Consider the following 15,396-nt stretch of genomic DNA (forward strand, 5'->3'; position numbering starts at 1 on the left):
GCGCGCCTTCGCAGACCGGCAACAGCCGGGCACCTCGAAACTCGCGTGAGGCAATCGCCCCCGTCGGTTCCGGCGTCCCCGCTGGACTCGGTCGTTACCCCTGAATCCCCTCCCCTAAAGGCCTGGATCATGAGCAAGCAACCCTCCCTGAGCTACAAGGACGCCGGTGTAGACATCGACGCCGGTGAAGCATTGGTCGAACGCATCAAGAGCGTCGCCAAGCGCACTGCGCGCCCGGAAGTCATGGGCGGCCTGGGCGGTTTCGGCGCCCTCTGCGAAATCCCGGCCGGCTACAAGCAGCCAGTGCTGGTTTCCGGCACTGACGGCGTCGGCACCAAACTGCGCCTGGCGCTGAACCTGAACAAGCACGACAGCATCGGCCAGGACCTGGTCGCCATGTGCGTCAACGATCTGGTGGTATGCGGCGCCGAACCGCTGTTCTTCCTCGACTACTACGCCACCGGCAAACTGAACGTCGACGTGGCCGCCACCGTGGTCACCGGCATCGGTGCAGGCTGCGAACTGGCTGGCTGCTCGCTGGTCGGCGGCGAAACCGCTGAAATGCCTGGCATGTACGAAGGCGAAGACTACGACCTGGCCGGCTTCTGCGTCGGCGTCGTGGAAAAAGCGGAAATCATCGACGGCTCCAAGGTTGCCACCGGTGATGCCCTGATCGCCCTGCCATCCTCCGGCCCGCACTCCAACGGCTACTCGCTGATCCGCAAGATCATCGAAGTGTCCGGCGCCGACATTGAAACCGTTCAGCTCGACGGCAAGCCGCTGACCGAACTGCTGATGGCCCCAACCCGTATCTACGTGAAGCCGCTGCTCAAGCTGATCAAGGACACCGGCGCAGTCAAAGCCATGGCCCACATCACCGGTGGCGGCCTGCTGGACAACATCCCGCGCGTTCTGCCAAAAGGCGCTCAAGCCGTGGTTGACGTCGCCAGCTGGAACCGTCCGGCCGTGTTCGACTGGCTGCAAGAGAAAGGCAACGTCGACGAAACCGAGATGCACCGCGTGCTGAACTGCGGCGTGGGCATGGTGATCTGCGTGGCTCAGGAGCACGTCGAAACCGCACTGAACACCCTGCGTGATGCCGGCGAGCAGCCTTGGGTCATCGGCCAGATCGCTGCAGCCCCCGAAGGCGCTGCGCAGGTCGAGCTGAAAAACCTCAAGGCTCACTGATGCCAAATACCTGTGATGTCGTGGTGCTGCTGTCCGGCACCGGCAGTAACTTGCAGGCCCTGATCGACAGCACGCGGACCGGCGACAGCCCGGTTCGCATCGCTGCGGTGATTTCCAACCGCGCCGACGCCTACGGCCTGCAACGCGCCAGCGAGGCGGGTATCGCCACCCGCTCGCTGGATCACAAGGCATTCGAAGGTCGCGAGGCCTTCGATGCCGCACTGATCGAACTGATCGACGAATTCCATCCCAAACTCGTGGTCCTGGCCGGGTTCATGCGCATCCTCAGCGCTGACTTCGTTCGCCACTACCAGGGTCGCCTGCTCAACATCCACCCGTCGCTGCTGCCCAAATACAAAGGGTTACACACTCATCAGCGCGCGCTGGAGGCCGGCGACGCCGAGCACGGCTGCTCCGTACACTTCGTCACCGAGGAACTCGATGGCGGACCACTGGTCGTACAGGCAGTAATACCGGTAGAGTTGCACGATTCGCCGCAGAGTCTGGCGCAACGGGTTCACGTTCAGGAACACCTGATCTACCCGCTGGCCGTACGCTGGTTTGCCGAAGGACGACTGACCCTCGGCGAACAAGGTGCTTTACTGGATGGCCAGTTACTCGCGGCCAGCGGCCACTTGATTCGAAACTAGGAGATATTATGCGTCGCGCCCTGCTCTTCGCTTGCGCTCTGCTTGCCCTGCCTTTCGCGCAGGCGGCCGATCTTCAACCGTTCTCCGCCAGCTATACCGCCGACTGGAAGCAGTTGCCCATGAGCGGCACCGCCTCGCGCAGCCTGACCAAGGAAGCCAACGGCGTCTGGAAACTCAGCTTCAAAGCCTCGATGATGATCGCCAGCCTGTCCGAGGAAAGCACCCTGACCCTCGACAAGGACACCTTGCTGCCGCAGTCCTACCACTTCGAACGTGGCGGCCTGGGCAAGGCGAAAAAGGCGGATCTGGATTTCGACTGGAACAGCAAAATGGTCACCGGCACCGACCGTGGCGATGCGGTGAAGGTCCCGCTGAATCGCGGCATGGTCGACAAGTCCACCTACCAGCTCGCGCTGCAGCATGACGTGGCGGCCGGCAAGAAGACCATGAGCTATCAGGTCGTTGATGGCGGCGAAGTCGATACCTATGACTTCCGCGTACTGGGTTCGGAGAAAGTTGAAACCAAGGCCGGCCAGATCGAAGCGATCAAGGTCGAGCGCGTGCGCGATCCGACACAAAGCAAACGCATCACCGTCCTGTGGTTCGCCAAGGATTGGGATTACCTGCTGGTGCGCCTGCAACAGGTCGAAACCGACGGCAAGGAGTACAACATCATGCTCCTGGACGGCACGGTCAACGGGAAAACCGTTAAAGGCAGTTGATCTGCTGCGATATCGAGAAGCCCCGCATTTGCGGGGCTTTTTTTCGTCTGCGATTCGACGCAGGTTCTACGTGTGTTGTTTAGGCAGGCTCCCGGCTCACACCGAAAACTTCGCCACCATACTGTTCAAATCCACCGCCAGCCGCGACAGTTCCTGGCTCGCTGCACTGGTCTGATTGGCACCGGCCGAAGTCTGCATGGCCAGATCACGGATATTCATCAGATTGCGGTCAACTTCCCGCGCCACCGCCGCCTGTTCTTCCGAGGCGCTGGCGATCACCAGATTGCGTTCGTTGATCAAGGTAAACGCCGAGGCAATTTCCTCCAGCGCCACCCCGGCGGCTTTTGCCAGCTCCAGGGTCGACCGGGCGCGGACGTTGCTTTGCTGCATCGAGCTGACCGCCGAATCGGTGCCCTGCTGGATGCCGCCGATCATCTGCTCGATTTCCCGGGTCGATTGCTGGGTGCGATGAGCCAACGCCCGAACCTCATCGGCCACCACCGCAAAACCGCGCCCGGCATCACCGGCACGGGCAGCCTCGATCGCCGCGTTCAACGCCAGCAGATTGGTCTGCTCGGCAATCGAGCGAATCACCTCCAGCACTTTGCTGATACCGTAGACCTTTTGCGCCAGATCCTCGACCTGGCTCGCATTGGCGGTGACATCGTCGGCCAGCAACTCGATGGACGACACCGTCTGCTGCACCTGCTCGCGACCATGCTGGGCAATGCGATCCGACTCGCGCGACGCCTCGGAGGTCGCCACGGCGTTGCTCGCCACTTCCTCCACGGCCGCCGTCATCTGGTTCACCGCCGTGGCCGCCTGCTCGATCTCCAGGCTCTGCTGATGCAGCCCGCGCGTAGCGTCTTCGGTGACGCAACTCAGCTCTTCGGAAGCCGAGGCCAACTGGCTGGAGGATTCGGAGATCCGCCGGATGGTGTCGCGCAGACTGTGTTGCATGCTCTTGAGCGCATGCAGCAGTCGCGCCGGCTCATCCGTGCCGATGATGCGGATATCGCCGGTCAGATCGCCGCCCGCCACCACCTCGGCGACCCCCAGAGATTGCGCCAGCGGCACCACAATGCTGCGAGTCAGCAGCAGCGCCAGGCCAACGGTGATCAGCGCGGTGAGGCCGATCATCACCCCGACCCACACCCGCGAATTGATGAACACCAGCCGCGCCGCTTCAGTGGCGAGGTTGGCATTGTGCTTGTTCAGTTCCACCAGTTCGCGCAGGGTGACCGCGATCTCATCGGCCAGCGGGTTCATCTGCCCATTGAGAATCGCCGCTGCCTCATCAACCTTGCCCTGCGCGGACAAGACCATGACCTGCGCCTGAAGCTCCAGATACTTATGCTCGGCAACCTTGAAGCGATCAAACAGCGCACGCTCCTCGGGCAGCACGATCAACACATCGTAGCGCTGCTGCGCCTCACTCAGCACACCACGCAGTTCGTTGAGCTTGGCAACGTTCTGATCGAGGGCTTGCTGATCGCGATTGAGCAACAGACGCATGGTCAGCGCTCGCAGCCGCAGCATGTCCTGACTCATTTCACCGACCGCCATCACACTGGGCAGCCAGTTGTTGTCGACCTCATCGGACTGCGCGCGCATGTTGGACATCTGCAACAGGGCGAACGCGCCGAGGGCAAACACCATCAGCGCCAGCAGGCCGAACCCCATGCCGGCACGAGGGGCAATATTGAGACTACGGATGCTCATTGCTCTGGCTCCTTCCAAAAGCGCTGCATCAACCCTGCAGCTGGTTGCTTTAGAAGGTATCGGCCCTGAGAAAAAATGCGTAAGACCAAAAGGTGATATCAAAAGGCCTTACTACTTCGAACCCTCGGCATTAACGATTCAGCGTCGTTTTCTCGGACTTGGGCACTGATCGCGGCAAGATCGATAACGTCAGACGAAACACCGACACAATTAATCTCCGGCAGACAGGCATAGGCTAGACCCTACCTGACCATCAGGATTCGTCCTTGCAGGAAAGTGGAACGCGCCTCTGTGGGAATGCTCTATAACTGCAAGGTCTTTTTTGATCGAATGACTTTTCCTACTGCTTGTGAGGTTCCCATGACCGTTACCGTCAATACCGTCTCCGCTGAAGGCTATCGTCACACCGTACAAATCGATGACCACGAATTGTTTGCCGACGCGCCGCTTGCCGCCGGCGGCGAAGGCTCGGCACCCGAGCCCCACGATTACTTCGACGCCGCGCTCGGTGCCTGCAAGGCCCTGACCCTGAAGATCTACGCGAAGAAGAAAGACATTCCGCTGACCGGCGTGGGCGTCGAGGTCAAACGCGACAACAGCCAGGAACAGAAAGGCAAATACGCCCTGCACGTCACACTGACCCTCAAAGGCGTGCTCACCGACGCCCAGCGCGAGGAGTTGCTGCGCGTTGCCGACCGTTGCCCGATTCACAAACTGATGACCACCAGCGAAGTCACCATCGAAACCCACGCCCCACAAGGCTTCGACAGCCAGTAATCACCACGACGCCTCTGGCGGGTTATGCTCCGCGCATCACCCGCCCCGCCTGGAATACCCCATGGACAGCCAACCCCTGATCATCCGCCCGCGCGCCGAAGACGTCGAAGGCCAGCCGATCCTGCGCCCTCTGCCGTCAGCCAAATGCCGCAATGTCGGGCCTTTCGTGTTTTTCGACCACATGCTCGAAACGGTTTATCCGACGGGCAAAGGCATGAACATCCGACAGCATCCGCACATAGGTCTGTCGACCCTCACCTATTTGTTTGAAGGACAGATCCAGCACAAGGACAGCCTGGGTTCGGATCAGGTGGTCAATGCCGGCGACGTCAGCTGGATGACCGCCGGCAGCGCCATCGCCCATGTCGAGCGCACGCCCGAAGCCTTGTGGGAGCGCAGCTTTACGATGCATGGCTTGCAGATCTGGCTGGCCTCGCCAAAAGATCACGAGCAAGGCCCCGGGCATTACAGCCATCACCCGGCCGCGACTTTGCCGGTCAGCGATAACCTCGGCGTGCAGATCCGGATGATTGCCGGGTCAGGCTTTTGCCTGGAATCGCCGGTGCCGGTGCTTTCTCCTACGCTGTACGCCGAATTGAAGATGCAGACCGCGACCACCCTGCTGATCCCCACCGAACATGAGGAACGGGCGTTGTATGTGTTGAGCGGCGACGTGCAACTGAACGGCGAGACGGTGGAGCCCCATGCACTGGTGGTATTGCCTGCCGGGGAAGAGATGACGCTGTTTGCCAACAGCGATACGCATGCCGTGCTGTTCGGCGGCGCGCCACTGGACGGGCCACGACGGATCAACTGGAATTTTGTTGCGAGCGATCCGGCGGCGATCGATGAGGCGCGGCGTAAATGGGCGGCCGGGGATTGGCCGACGGTGCCGGGGGAAGTCGAGCGCATCGAGCTACCCCGTTAAACCGCTACCCTCCCCCGGAGGGAGAGGGAGCCGACCGAAGTGTCTTGCGCCATCTATCGACCTGAAAGACCCATTCGATAATGGATTCTCAGGTCAACGCAGTTCCCGAGCAACCCATGGTCAGTCCCCTCTCCCTCCGGGAGAGGGTCAGGGAGAGGGGCTTTTACCTTGGCTTCAGGGCCATCAGCCCTTGAACACCTCGTCCAGCAAGTCATGCATCGATTTGAATGCCCGCGCCGCCGTCTTCGCGTCGTACATCATCTTGCCCGGCACATTGGCATGCGGATCAGTGAACGAATGCACCGCGCCGCCGTAGCTCAGCAATTGCCAATCCACGCCCGCCGCATTCATTTCCTCTTCGAATGCCGGCAGTTGCTCTTTTGGCACCAGCGGGTCGGAAGCGCCATGCAGCACCAGCACCGAGCCCTTGATATTCTTCGCATCCGCCGGGTTCGGTGAATCCAGCGTGCCATGGAACGAGACCGCCGCTTTCACCGGCGCACCGGTACGGGCCAGATCCAGCGCACAGCAACCGCCGAAGCAGAAACCGAATACCGCCAGTTTCGACATATCGACCGCCGCTTCTCCTTGCGCCTGCAACTGCTCGAACGAAGCCTGCATCCGCTTGCGCAGCAGGGCCCGGTCATTCTTCAGCGGCATCATTGCCGCACCAGCCTGATCGGCATTCTGTGGCCGTACCGCTTGACCATAGATGTCGGCAATCAACACCACATAGCCCTTGGCCGCCACCGACTTGGCAATATCTTCCGCGCCGGCACTGACACCCATCCAGTTCGGTGCCATCAGCAGCCCCGGTCGAGCACCTTTGTGATCGGCGTCGAACGCCAAACGGCCTTCATATGGCTGGCCATCAATCTGATAGACCACCGAACGTACAGTGACTTGGCTCATTTCTGACTCCTGAATTGTTCAATACCAGAATGAAAAAACCCGCCGAAGCGGGTTTTTCTACAACGTGATCAAGCGGACAGTTCAACCAGCAGCTTGTTCAGGCGGCGCACATAGGCCGCAGGATCCTTCAAGCTGTCGCCGGCCGCCAGGGCCGCCTGGTCGAAGAGGATGTGCGACAGTTCGCCGAAACGCTCTTCGCTGGACTCGTTGTCGAGCTTCTCGATCAACGGATGGCTCGGGTTGAATTCGAAGATCGGCTTCGAATCCGGCACCTTCTGCCCGCTCGCCTCGAGAATCTGGCGCATCTGCAGACCCAGATCCTGCTCGCCGATCGCCAGAATGGCCGGCGAATCGGTCAGACGATGGGAAACCCGGACTTCCGCCACGGACTCGCCCAGCGCGGTTTTCAGACGCTCGACCAGCGCTTCCTTGGACTTGGCGACTTCTTCTGCGGCCTTCTTGTCCTCTTCCGAGTCCAGGTTGCCCAGATCGAGGTCACCACGGGCCACGTCGACGAAGCTCTTGCCGTCGAACTCGCTGAGGTAGCTCATCAGCCACTCGTCGATGCGGTCGGTCAGCAGCAGCACTTCGATGCCTTTCTTGCGGAAGACTTCCAGGTGCGGACTGTTCTTGACCTGCGCGTAGGTTTCGCCGGTGAGGTAGTAAATCTTGTCCTGACCTTCCTTGGCACGGGCCAGGTAGTCGGCCAGACCGACGATCTGCTCGTCGTCGGTGCCATTGGTCGATGCGAAACGCAGCAGACCGGCGATCTTTTCCTTGTTGGCGAAATCTTCCGCCGGGCCTTCTTTCATGACCTGACCGAAGTTCTTCCAGAAGCCCTTGTATTGCTCAGGCTCGTTCTTCGCCAGTTTTTCCAGCATGTCCAGCACACGCTTGGTCAGCGCCGACTTCATCGAGTCGATGATCGGGTCTTTCTGCAGGATTTCCCGCGACACGTTCAGCGACAGGTCGTTGGAATCGACCACACCCTTGATGAAACGCAGGTACAGCGGCAGGAACGACTCGGCCTGATCCATCACGAACACGCGCTGCACGTACAGCTTCAGGCCTTTCGGCGCTTCACGCTGGTACAGATCGAACGGCGCACGGGCCGGCACGTACAGCAACGAGTTGTACTCGAGCTTGCCTTCGACCTTGTTATGGCTCCAGGCCAGCGGGTTTTCGAAGTCGTGGGCGATGTGCTTGTAGAACTCCTGGTATTCCTCATCCTTCACGTCGGTGCGAGGACGGGTCCACAGGGCGCTGGCGCGGTTGACGGTTTCCCACTCAACGGCTGGTTGCTCTTCGCCCTCGGCTGCGGCGGCTTCTTTCGGCAACTCGATCGGCAGAGCGATGTGGTCGGAGTACTTCTTGACGATATTGCGCAGGCGCCAGCCATCGGCGAATTCGTCTTCGCCGGATTTCAGGTGCAGGACGATGCGCGTACCGCGCTCGGCCTTGTCGATGGTGGCGACCTCAAACTCGCCCTCGCCTTTCGACGACCAGTGCACGCCTTCGCTGGCAGCGGCGCCGGCACGACGGCTGTAGACGTCAACCTTGTCGGCGACAATGAACGCGGAGTAGAAACCTACGCCGAACTGACCGATCAGGTGCGAATCCTTCTTCTGATCGCCGGACAGGTTTTTCATGAAGTCGGCAGTGCCGGATTTGGCGATGGTCCCCAGGTGGGTGATCACATCATCACGGTTCATGCCGATACCGTTGTCTTCGAGGGTGACGGTCTTGGCGTCCTTGTCGAAGCTCACACGGATTTTCAGTTCAGCGCCACCTTCGAGCAACTCAGGCTTGGCCAGGGCTTCGAAGCGCAGCTTGTCGACGGCGTCAGAGGCGTTGGAGATCAATTCGCGAAGGAAGATTTCCTTGTTGGAATACAGCGAATGGATCATGAGGTGCAGCAGTTGCTTCACCTCGGTCTGGAAGCCCAGGGTTTCCTTTTGAGTTTCCACACTCATGGTCATCAAACTCCAATCAGATGGCATTGGCCGCGACCCAGATGGTCTGCGGCGGGTTGTCATCTGAGTTGGGGGCGGTGTTCAGGATTTCAAGGGCTCATCGATTTTGAAGTGCGCGCGGGCGGTGGCAATAGGCTCGCCTTCGGTGGTCTGCCAAGCCGTGATCGCGACGTTCGCCACCCGCCGCCCCTGGCGACACACCTGACACTTGGCCCAGGTGTCGCGAAACTGCCCGGCACGCAGGTAATCCAGGGAGAAGTCGATGATCTTCGGCACGCCCGGCGCGCCAGTGAAAATCAACAGATGGAGGGCGGCGGCCAGCTCCATGAACCCGGCGATCACCCCGCCATGGATCGCCGGCAATATCGGGTTACCAATGTTGTCCTTGTTCGCCGGCAGCTTGAACAGCAAATCATCACCGACCCGCGAACACTCGACGCCAATCAGCCCGGCGTAGGGGATCAGCGCCAGCAGCGGCGCGTAATCACCCTTTTCGTGCGCGGCTTGCAGTTGCTGCTTGAGATCGTCACTCATTGGCCATCTCCCTTGATCACGCCGCCAAATCCCTTGGTGCCCTTGAGCCCCTTGCCCATACGCATGAATGTGCCGACCGCGTGTGCGATCGGGCGGTCGGGGTCGTCCTGGTAGGCAAAACCACGGGCGAAGATCACGTCGGTGGTGACCCGATAGCATTGCGCGAAACCGAACACATCCTTGTGCGGCTCGGCGGCGTGCATGTAGTCGATGCGCAGGTCGAGGGTCGGGCAAACCTCGAATTCCGGCAGAACGCACAGGGTCGACATGCCACAAGCGGTATCCATCAGCGACGTCAGGGCGCCACCGTGGATGACACCGGTCTGCGGATTGCCAACGATTTTTGCGCTGTACGGCAGGACTACGGTCAACCCGTCATTGCTGGCGCTGTGGACGCGCAAACCCAGCACCTGACAATGACGCAACGCCGAAAGAAATCGTATCGCACGCTCAAAAATGGGGTTTTCGGCCATTTGATGATTACTCGTATTAGTCGCTGTTTGCGGTAGTGGAGAGAACAGCAAAAGTTCCATTGCAAAACAAACTTATATATCTGTGAGAAATGAGGAACTTAACCCTTGGCGTCGCGCTCTTAAGGCCAGTAGTTATTTTCCATAAGGAGAAACACCCCATGCGTAAGACTTTAGCTATTGCCTTGATGTTGACCGCTTCCCTCGGTCTCGCCGCCTGCGATAAAAAATCCGAGGACAAAGCTCAAGATGCCAACCAACATGCTGAACAAGCTCAGCAGAAAATGAATGAGGCTCAGGATAAAGTGAACGACGCGGCGAAAGAAAACGCCGAAGCCGCCAAAGATCAGGCCGAATCGAACGCTGCCGCGCAAGAAGAAGCCGCCAAGAAGCAATAAGTCGCTTCTCGCTGCAATAAAAGAAAACCCGCCAAGTGCGGGTTTTCTTTTGCCTGTCAATTTTCGGTGATACGCCATTAGAGCACTAAGGTTCTAAAAGTCGGACTAATCATCAGTAACAAGCTGCACACTAACCCGACCAGCCAGACCAGGCTGCGCTGCCAGGCCAGATCAGCCCAGTAACACAACAAGTAGATGATTCGCGCAATCACAAAGATGATTGCCAGAGTATCGATCAACCACCCCGCCGTCTGTGTGGTGTGCGCCATCAGCACACCGACCGCAAACAGAATGAACGCTTCGATGCTGTTCTGATGTGCGGCCAGCGCCCGGGCGCCAAACCCGGTCAATTGCGCCTGCTGCTGACGCGGCAAATGGTTGTTGTAACCACCCTGCTCTTTCATCGCTCGAGCCACCGGCATACGCGCGATGTAAATCAACAATGCACTGATAAACACACACCAGAACGGAATACTCATCAAGCAGCCTCTTTGTTCGCTTCGGGCAACGGCGCCTCTGTAGGGGTATAGACCATTACATCCAGAACATCGGAATGAAACTCCCGGCGATACAAAACCAGCACCACGCCGGCGCTCATCAACATGAACAGCCACGGGCTGACGAACCACGCCAGCATGCTCATGCCGAAGTAATAGGAACGCAGGCCGAAGTTGAACTGATTGGCCGCCATCGAAATCACCCTTGCGGCCCGCGAAGCGAACGCCTTGCGTTCCTGTTCGGAGACTTGCCGCTCACCGATCATCGGCGCCGAACCGACCAGAATGGCCGCGAAGTTGTACTGGCGCATGCACCAACTGAACGTGAAGAAGGCGTAGACGAACACCAGCGCCAGGCACAGCAGCTTGATTTCCGACATGCCCTGGGAGGCCTGCTGCACCATCGGAATGTCCGCCAGCAACGACACCGCGCGCTCGGATGCGCCGAGGACAGTGAGAATGCCGGCAAGAATGATCAGGGTGCTGGACGCGAAGAACGAGGCATTACGTTCAAGATTGCCGATCACGCTGGCGTCGGCGATGCGGTTGTCCCGCAGCAGCATGCGGCGCATCCAGTCTTCTCGGTACAAATGCAGCACACTGGCCAGGCAAGCCGTGTCGCGGCCCTTCCAGGTGGCATAACGGGTGTAACCGCCCCAGCAGATGACAAACCAGACAGCGGCGAGCAAGTGGATCAGGTTGGCTTGGATGAACGACATGCAATTCCTTGTGATGAAGATTTCGGCACCCCTTCGACGTTAGCTCAGGGAAAAAGACACTGCCTCACGCCCATAAAAAATGCCCCGCATCGATTGATACGGGGCATTTCTGTTTAATCGCTCCAGACCCGCTTTTGGCAGATCGGTCAGCGTTCGTTACGCCAGGGCTTCGCTGCGCTTGCCCAGCAGACGATCACACACGAAGGCGACCGCCAGGGTCATGACCGACGGCACCAGCCACGCCAGGCCCTGCTCGCTCAGTGGAAGGTGTGCCAGTTGCGACGGCATCCAGTCGGCCAGACCGGCGCCTTTGAGGGCGTCGATGGTGCCGAACAGGAACGACACCAGCATCACCGGGCCGATGATGCGGCCTTGTTCATGCCAGAAGTCCTTGCAGAAGCTCAGAGCCACCAGAACGATGCATGGCGGGTAGATCGCGGTCAGGACCGGAATCGAGAACGCGATCAGCTTGGTCAGGCCCAGGTTGGACACCAGCAGCGAGAACGCCGCCAGGATGATCACCAGGCTCTTGTAGGACAGCGGCAGCACGCGGCTGAAGTATTCGGCGCAGGCGCAGGTCAGACCGACCGCCGTCACCAGGCACGCCAGGGAAATCAGCACCGCGAGGAAACCACTGCCCAACGAGCCGAAGGTGTGTTGCACATAAGCATGCAGCACCGCCGCGCCGTTGGTGGCGCCGGCCGCGACTTCATGGCTGCCGGAACCGAGGCGGAACAGGCTGACATACACCAGCGCCAGACCGACACCGGCAATCAGACCGGCAATGATCGCGTAGCGGGTAATCAGCGCCGGTGACTCGACGCCACGGGAGCGGATCGCGTTGACGATGACGATGCCGAACACCAGTGCGCCCAGGGTATCCATGGTCAGGTAACCATTGATGAAGCCCTGGGAGAACGGCGCGGCGACGTACTCAGGCGTTGCGACACCGATATCACCGGCCGGCAGCGCGAACGCGGCGATGCCGAGTACCGCCAGGGCAATGATCTTCAGCGGCGCGAGGAAACGCCCCACGGTGTCCAGCAGACGGCCCGGATAGAGCGAAATGAAGAACACCAGCAGGAAGTACACCGAGCTATAGAGGAACAGCGCCAGCGGGCTCTCGCCGGTCAGCGGCGCCAGGCCCACTTCGAACGATACGGTCGCGGTACGCGGAGTGGCGAACAGCGGTCCGACCGCCAGGTAGCAGGCAGCAGCCAGCAGACCACCGGCGATCTTGCCGATCGGGCTGCTCAGGGTGTCCATCGCGCCACCGACCTTGGCCAGCGCGACGACAGTGATCACCGGCAGACCGACGGCGGTGATCAGGAAGCCCAGCGCCGCCATCCAGACATTGGGTCCGGACTGCAAACCGACGATAGGCGGGAAGATGATGTTGCCGGCCCCGACGAACAGGGCAAATGTCATGAAACCAAGTGCCAGGATGTCCTGACCTTTCAAAACTTTCATTAAGGAAATACCACACTACTGAATCGGAATTTAGAGGGGGATTTCCCTGTGGGGTTAGGGAAATGCTGTCAGTCCGTTTGGGACTGACCCGTTTAGCGCGTTGCCTGCCTTGTGGGCCGCAGACGCAAAAATGGCTGCTAGCCTAACGAATTTGCCCGACAAACGCACTGTTTGAGGGCGAACTATCCGATACGCGACATTCCTGTGTCGCGTTTTTGTATGAAAACCAGCGACAAGTGACAAGTTCCAGGCCGCAAGCCTTGCGTTGCAACGGTCCGCCTGAAGCTTGCAACTGCTCTAAAACGACAAAGGCCACCCGAAGGTGGCCTTTGTGCTGGAGCTTGAAGTCAGTCGAAACTTACTTCTTCACTTCCCAGCCAGTCAGCTCGGCCAGGGCCTTGCCGATGTCTGCCAGCGAACGCACGGTTTTCACGCCAGCGTCTTGCAGAGCAGCGAATTTCTCGTCTGCAGTGCCTTTGCCGCCAGAGATGATTGCACCTGCGTGGCCCATGCGCTTGCCCGGAGGAGCAGTCACACCAGCGATGTAGGAAACAACCGGCTTGGTTACGTTGGCCTTGATGTAGGCAGCCGCTTCTTCTTCAGCCGAACCGCCGATCTCGCCGATCATCACGATCGCTTCGGTCTTCGGGTCTTCCTGGAACAGCTTCAGGATGTCGATGAAGTTGGAGCCCGGGATCGGGTCACCGCCGATGCCAACGCAAGTCGACTGACCGAAACCGGCGTCAGTGGTCTGCTTCACAGCTTCGTAGGTCAGGGTGCCGGAACGGGAAACGATACCGACTTTGCCTGGCAAGTGAATGTGACCTGGCATGATGCCGATCTTGCATTCGCCCGGAGTGATCACGCCTGGGCAGTTAGGGCCGATCAGGGTAACACCCAGCTCGTCGCACTTAACCTTCGCGTCCAGCATGTCCAGGGTAGGAATGCCTTCGGTGATGCAGACGATCAGCTTGATGCCGCCGAAAGCCGCTTCCAGGATCGAGTCCTTGCAGAAAGGAGCCGGAACGTAGATCACGCTGGCGGTGGCGCCAGTGGCTTCTACGGCTTCTTTCACGGTGTTGAACACAGGCAGGTTCAGGTGAGTGGTGCCACCTTTGCCTGGAGTCACGCCGCCAACCATTTTGGTGCCGTAGGCAATGGCTTGTTCGGAGTGGAAAGTACCCTGCGCGCCGGTGAAGCCCTGGCAGATGACTTTGGTGTCTTTATTGATCAGGACGCTCATTACTTGCCCTCCGCAGCTTTGACAACTTGTTGAGCAGCGTCGGTCAGGCTGGTAGCAGCGATGATGTTCAAACCGCTTTCTGCCAGTACTTTAGCGCCCAGTTCAGCGTTGTTGCCTTCAAGACGAACAACAACCGGGATTTTCACGCCGACTTCTTTCACGGCGCCGATGATGCCTTCGGCAATCATGTCGCAACGAACGATGCCGCCGAAGATGTTGACCAGTACTGCAGCGACGTTGCTGTCGGACAGAATGATCTTGAAGGCTTCGGTCACGCGCTCTTTGGTAGCACCACCACCTACGTCGAGGAAGTTGGCTGGCTTGCCGCCGTGCAGGTTGACGATGTCCATGGTGCCCATGGCCAGACCGGCACCGTTGACCATGCAGCCGATGTTGCCTTCCAGGGCTACGTAGTTCAGTTCGAACTTGGCAGCGTGCGCTTCGCGCGGATCGTCCTGCGACGGATCGTGGAAAGTCTTCAGCTTAGGCTGACGGTACATGGCGTTGGCGTCGATGTTGATCTTGGCGTCCAGGCAGTGCAGATCGCCGTCAGCCTTGATCACCAGCGGGTTCACTTCCAGCAGAGCCAGGTCGTGATCCTTGAACAGCTTGGCCAGACCTACGAAGATCTTGGCGAACTGAGCAACCTGCTTGCCTTCCAGACCCAGCTGGAACGCCAGCTCGCGACCCTGGAATGGCTGAGCGCCAACCAGTGGATCGATAGTGGCCTTGAGGATTTTTTCTGGAGTGTCGTGAGCGATTTTCTCGATGTCCACGCCACCTTCGGTGGAAGCCATGAACACGATGCGACGGCTCGAACGGTCAACGACAGCGCCCAGGTACAGCTCTTTAGCGATATCAGTGCACGATTCAACCAGGATCTTGGTGACTGGCTGGCCGTTGGCGTCAGTCTGGTAAGTCACCAGACGCTTGCCCAGCCACTGCTGTGCGAAGGCTTTGGCGTCTTCTTTGCTGCGAACCAGCTTTACGCCGCCCGCTTTACCGCGACCACCGGCGTGAACCTGGGCTTTGACAACCCACTCGTTGCCGCCGATTTTGTCGCAAGCTTCCGCTGCTTCTTCCGGGGTGTCTACCGCGTAGCCTTTGGATACTGGCAGGCCGTACTCAGCGAACAGCTGCTTACCCTGATACTCGTGAAGATTCATGCTTTTTACCGTCTTCGTTAGGTACTG

The 15,396-nt window shown here is 59.5% G+C and carries 17 protein-coding genes and 1 pseudogene; 7 read left to right on the forward strand and 11 right to left on the reverse strand.

Annotated features, from left to right (window positions below):
- Window positions 1–129 precede the first annotated feature (129 nt).
- Genes purM through KVQ74_RS15885 form a run of 3 tightly spaced genes read left to right on the forward strand, consistent with a single transcriptional unit; the run spans window position 130 to window position 2,560 of the window.
- Window positions 130–1,188, forward strand: a complete 1,059-nt coding sequence (gene purM, locus KVQ74_RS15875; protein WP_217832110.1) for a phosphoribosylformylglycinamidine cyclo-ligase — start codon at window positions 130–132, stop codon at window positions 1,186–1,188.
- Entirely contained in the window at window positions 1,188–1,838 is a 651-nt protein-coding gene (gene purN, locus KVQ74_RS15880) for a phosphoribosylglycinamide formyltransferase (RefSeq protein ID WP_217832112.1), read from the forward strand. The genes purM and purN overlap by 1 nt, the downstream gene beginning before the upstream one ends.
- 8 nt (window positions 1,839–1,846) lie before the next feature.
- Window positions 1,847–2,560 (forward strand): DUF3108 domain-containing protein, encoded by a 714-nt coding sequence (locus KVQ74_RS15885; RefSeq protein ID WP_217832113.1) that lies wholly within the window; start codon window positions 1,847–1,849, stop codon window positions 2,558–2,560.
- 96 nt (window positions 2,561–2,656) lie between these two features.
- On the opposite strand, the gene KVQ74_RS29590 is transcribed toward KVQ74_RS15885, so the two are convergent.
- Entirely contained in the window at window positions 2,657–3,520 is an 864-nt protein-coding gene (locus KVQ74_RS29590; protein ID WP_404822692.1) for a methyl-accepting chemotaxis protein, read from the reverse strand.
- A pseudogene (locus tag KVQ74_RS29595) lies at window positions 3,512–4,282 on the reverse strand (MCP four helix bundle domain-containing protein); the annotation flags it as partial. The gene KVQ74_RS29590 and the pseudogene KVQ74_RS29595, both read right to left, overlap by 9 nt.
- Here KVQ74_RS29595 and KVQ74_RS15895 point away from each other — a divergent pair.
- The 3 genes from KVQ74_RS15895 to KVQ74_RS15905 all read left to right on the forward strand — a co-directional run bounded on the left by KVQ74_RS15895 (window position 4,275) and on the right by KVQ74_RS15905 (window position 5,987).
- Window positions 4,275–4,451 (forward strand): hypothetical protein, encoded by a 177-nt coding sequence (locus KVQ74_RS15895; protein ID WP_217832116.1) that lies wholly within the window; start codon window positions 4,275–4,277, stop codon window positions 4,449–4,451. The pseudogene KVQ74_RS29595 and the gene KVQ74_RS15895 sit on opposite strands and share 8 nt — an antisense overlap.
- A gap of 191 nt (window positions 4,452–4,642) precedes the next feature.
- On the forward strand, window positions 4,643–5,059 hold the full coding sequence (locus tag KVQ74_RS15900) for an OsmC family protein (protein WP_217832118.1): 417 nt from the start codon (window positions 4,643–4,645) through the stop codon (window positions 5,057–5,059).
- 61 nt (window positions 5,060–5,120) lie between these two features.
- Window positions 5,121–5,987: a pirin family protein gene (locus tag KVQ74_RS15905; RefSeq protein ID WP_217832120.1), complete on the forward strand. Its 867-nt coding sequence runs from the start codon at window positions 5,121–5,123 to the stop codon at window positions 5,985–5,987.
- A 183-nt stretch (window positions 5,988–6,170) separates the two neighbouring features.
- On the opposite strand, the gene KVQ74_RS15910 is transcribed toward KVQ74_RS15905, so the two are convergent.
- From KVQ74_RS15910 to KVQ74_RS15925, 4 genes are all read right to left on the reverse strand, one after another.
- On the reverse strand, window positions 6,171–6,899 hold the full coding sequence (locus KVQ74_RS15910) for a dienelactone hydrolase family protein (protein WP_217832122.1): 729 nt from the start codon (window positions 6,897–6,899) through the stop codon (window positions 6,171–6,173).
- A 68-nt stretch (window positions 6,900–6,967) separates the two neighbouring features.
- Window positions 6,968–8,872, reverse strand: coding sequence for a molecular chaperone HtpG (gene htpG / locus KVQ74_RS15915; protein WP_217832123.1), 1,905 nt, complete (start codon window positions 8,870–8,872; stop codon window positions 6,968–6,970).
- Window positions 8,873–8,953: 81 nt separating this feature from the next.
- The gene (locus KVQ74_RS15920) at window positions 8,954–9,406 is read right to left on the reverse strand and encodes a PaaI family thioesterase (protein WP_217832125.1); all 453 of its coding nucleotides are present in this window, start codon (window positions 9,404–9,406) and stop codon (window positions 8,954–8,956) included.
- A complete protein-coding gene (locus KVQ74_RS15925; RefSeq protein ID WP_217832126.1) occupies window positions 9,403–9,879 on the reverse strand; it encodes a PaaI family thioesterase in 477 nt (158 codons plus the stop codon). Before KVQ74_RS15925 ends, KVQ74_RS15920 begins: the two co-directional genes overlap by 4 nt.
- Window positions 9,880–10,037: 158 nt before the next feature.
- On the opposite strand from KVQ74_RS15925, the gene KVQ74_RS15930 reads away from it, so the two are divergent.
- Window positions 10,038–10,274, forward strand: coding sequence for a hypothetical protein (locus KVQ74_RS15930; RefSeq protein WP_011333123.1), 237 nt, complete (start codon window positions 10,038–10,040; stop codon window positions 10,272–10,274).
- A 77-nt stretch (window positions 10,275–10,351) separates the two neighbouring features.
- On the opposite strand, the gene KVQ74_RS15935 is transcribed toward KVQ74_RS15930, so the two are convergent.
- The 5 genes from KVQ74_RS15935 to sucC form a co-directional block, all read right to left on the reverse strand.
- Entirely contained in the window at window positions 10,352–10,753 is a 402-nt protein-coding gene (locus KVQ74_RS15935; RefSeq protein ID WP_217832128.1) for an MAPEG family protein, read from the reverse strand.
- On the reverse strand, window positions 10,753–11,490 hold the full coding sequence (locus KVQ74_RS15940; protein ID WP_217832130.1) for a DUF599 domain-containing protein: 738 nt from the start codon (window positions 11,488–11,490) through the stop codon (window positions 10,753–10,755). Before KVQ74_RS15940 ends, KVQ74_RS15935 begins: the two co-directional genes overlap by 1 nt.
- Window positions 11,491–11,646: 156 nt before the next feature.
- The gene (brnQ, locus tag KVQ74_RS15945) at window positions 11,647–12,960 is read right to left on the reverse strand and encodes a branched-chain amino acid transport system II carrier protein (protein WP_217832131.1); all 1,314 of its coding nucleotides are present in this window, start codon (window positions 12,958–12,960) and stop codon (window positions 11,647–11,649) included.
- A 358-nt stretch (window positions 12,961–13,318) separates the two neighbouring features.
- Entirely contained in the window at window positions 13,319–14,203 is an 885-nt protein-coding gene (gene sucD / locus KVQ74_RS15950) for a succinate--CoA ligase subunit alpha (protein ID WP_011333119.1), read from the reverse strand.
- Window positions 14,203–15,369 carry an ADP-forming succinate--CoA ligase subunit beta gene (gene sucC, locus KVQ74_RS15955; protein WP_217832133.1) on the reverse strand — a complete coding sequence of 389 codons (1,167 nt, stop codon included), beginning with the start codon at window positions 15,367–15,369 and terminating at the stop codon, window positions 14,203–14,205. The genes sucD and sucC overlap by 1 nt, the downstream gene beginning before the upstream one ends.
- Window positions 15,370–15,396: the final 27 nt, after the last annotated feature.

Origin of the sequence: Pseudomonas botevensis, from assembly GCF_019145475.1 — a bacterium.
Taxonomy (GTDB): Bacteria; Pseudomonadota; Gammaproteobacteria; order Pseudomonadales; family Pseudomonadaceae; genus Aquipseudomonas; species Aquipseudomonas botevensis.

Excerpts from the sequence above, each read along its gene's own strand:
- brnQ (WP_217832131.1), bottom strand. The coding sequence starts at position 12,960 with ATGAAAGTTTTGAAAGGTCAGGACATCCTGGCACTTGGTTTCATGACA.
- KVQ74_RS15910 (WP_217832122.1), bottom strand. The coding sequence starts at position 6,899 with ATGAGCCAAGTCACTGTACGTTCGGTGGTCTATCAGATTGATGGCCAG.
- purM (WP_217832110.1), top strand. The coding sequence starts at position 130 with ATGAGCAAGCAACCCTCCCTGAGCTACAAGGACGCCGGTGTAGACATC.
- KVQ74_RS15885 (WP_217832113.1), top strand. The coding sequence starts at position 1,847 with ATGCGTCGCGCCCTGCTCTTCGCTTGCGCTCTGCTTGCCCTGCCTTTC.
- KVQ74_RS15940 (WP_217832130.1), bottom strand. The coding sequence starts at position 11,490 with ATGTCGTTCATCCAAGCCAACCTGATCCACTTGCTCGCCGCTGTCTGG.
- KVQ74_RS15925 (WP_217832126.1), bottom strand. The coding sequence starts at position 9,879 with ATGGCCGAAAACCCCATTTTTGAGCGTGCGATACGATTTCTTTCGGCG.
- KVQ74_RS15935 (WP_217832128.1), bottom strand. The coding sequence starts at position 10,753 with ATGAGTATTCCGTTCTGGTGTGTGTTTATCAGTGCATTGTTGATTTAC.
- htpG (WP_217832123.1), bottom strand. The coding sequence starts at position 8,872 with ATGAGTGTGGAAACTCAAAAGGAAACCCTGGGCTTCCAGACCGAGGTG.
- KVQ74_RS29590 (WP_404822692.1), bottom strand. The coding sequence starts at position 3,520 with ATGCAACACAGTCTGCGCGACACCATCCGGCGGATCTCCGAATCCTCC.
- purN (WP_217832112.1), top strand. The coding sequence starts at position 1,188 with ATGCCAAATACCTGTGATGTCGTGGTGCTGCTGTCCGGCACCGGCAGT.
- KVQ74_RS15900 (WP_217832118.1), top strand. The coding sequence starts at position 4,643 with ATGACCGTTACCGTCAATACCGTCTCCGCTGAAGGCTATCGTCACACC.
- sucC (WP_217832133.1), bottom strand. The coding sequence starts at position 15,369 with ATGAATCTTCACGAGTATCAGGGTAAGCAGCTGTTCGCTGAGTACGGC.
- KVQ74_RS15920 (WP_217832125.1), bottom strand. The coding sequence starts at position 9,406 with ATGAGTGACGATCTCAAGCAGCAACTGCAAGCCGCGCACGAAAAGGGT.
- KVQ74_RS15905 (WP_217832120.1), top strand. The coding sequence starts at position 5,121 with ATGGACAGCCAACCCCTGATCATCCGCCCGCGCGCCGAAGACGTCGAA.
- KVQ74_RS15895 (WP_217832116.1), top strand. The coding sequence starts at position 4,275 with ATGCTCATTGCTCTGGCTCCTTCCAAAAGCGCTGCATCAACCCTGCAG.
- KVQ74_RS15930 (WP_011333123.1), top strand. The coding sequence starts at position 10,038 with ATGCGTAAGACTTTAGCTATTGCCTTGATGTTGACCGCTTCCCTCGGT.
- sucD (WP_011333119.1), bottom strand. The coding sequence starts at position 14,203 with ATGAGCGTCCTGATCAATAAAGACACCAAAGTCATCTGCCAGGGCTTC.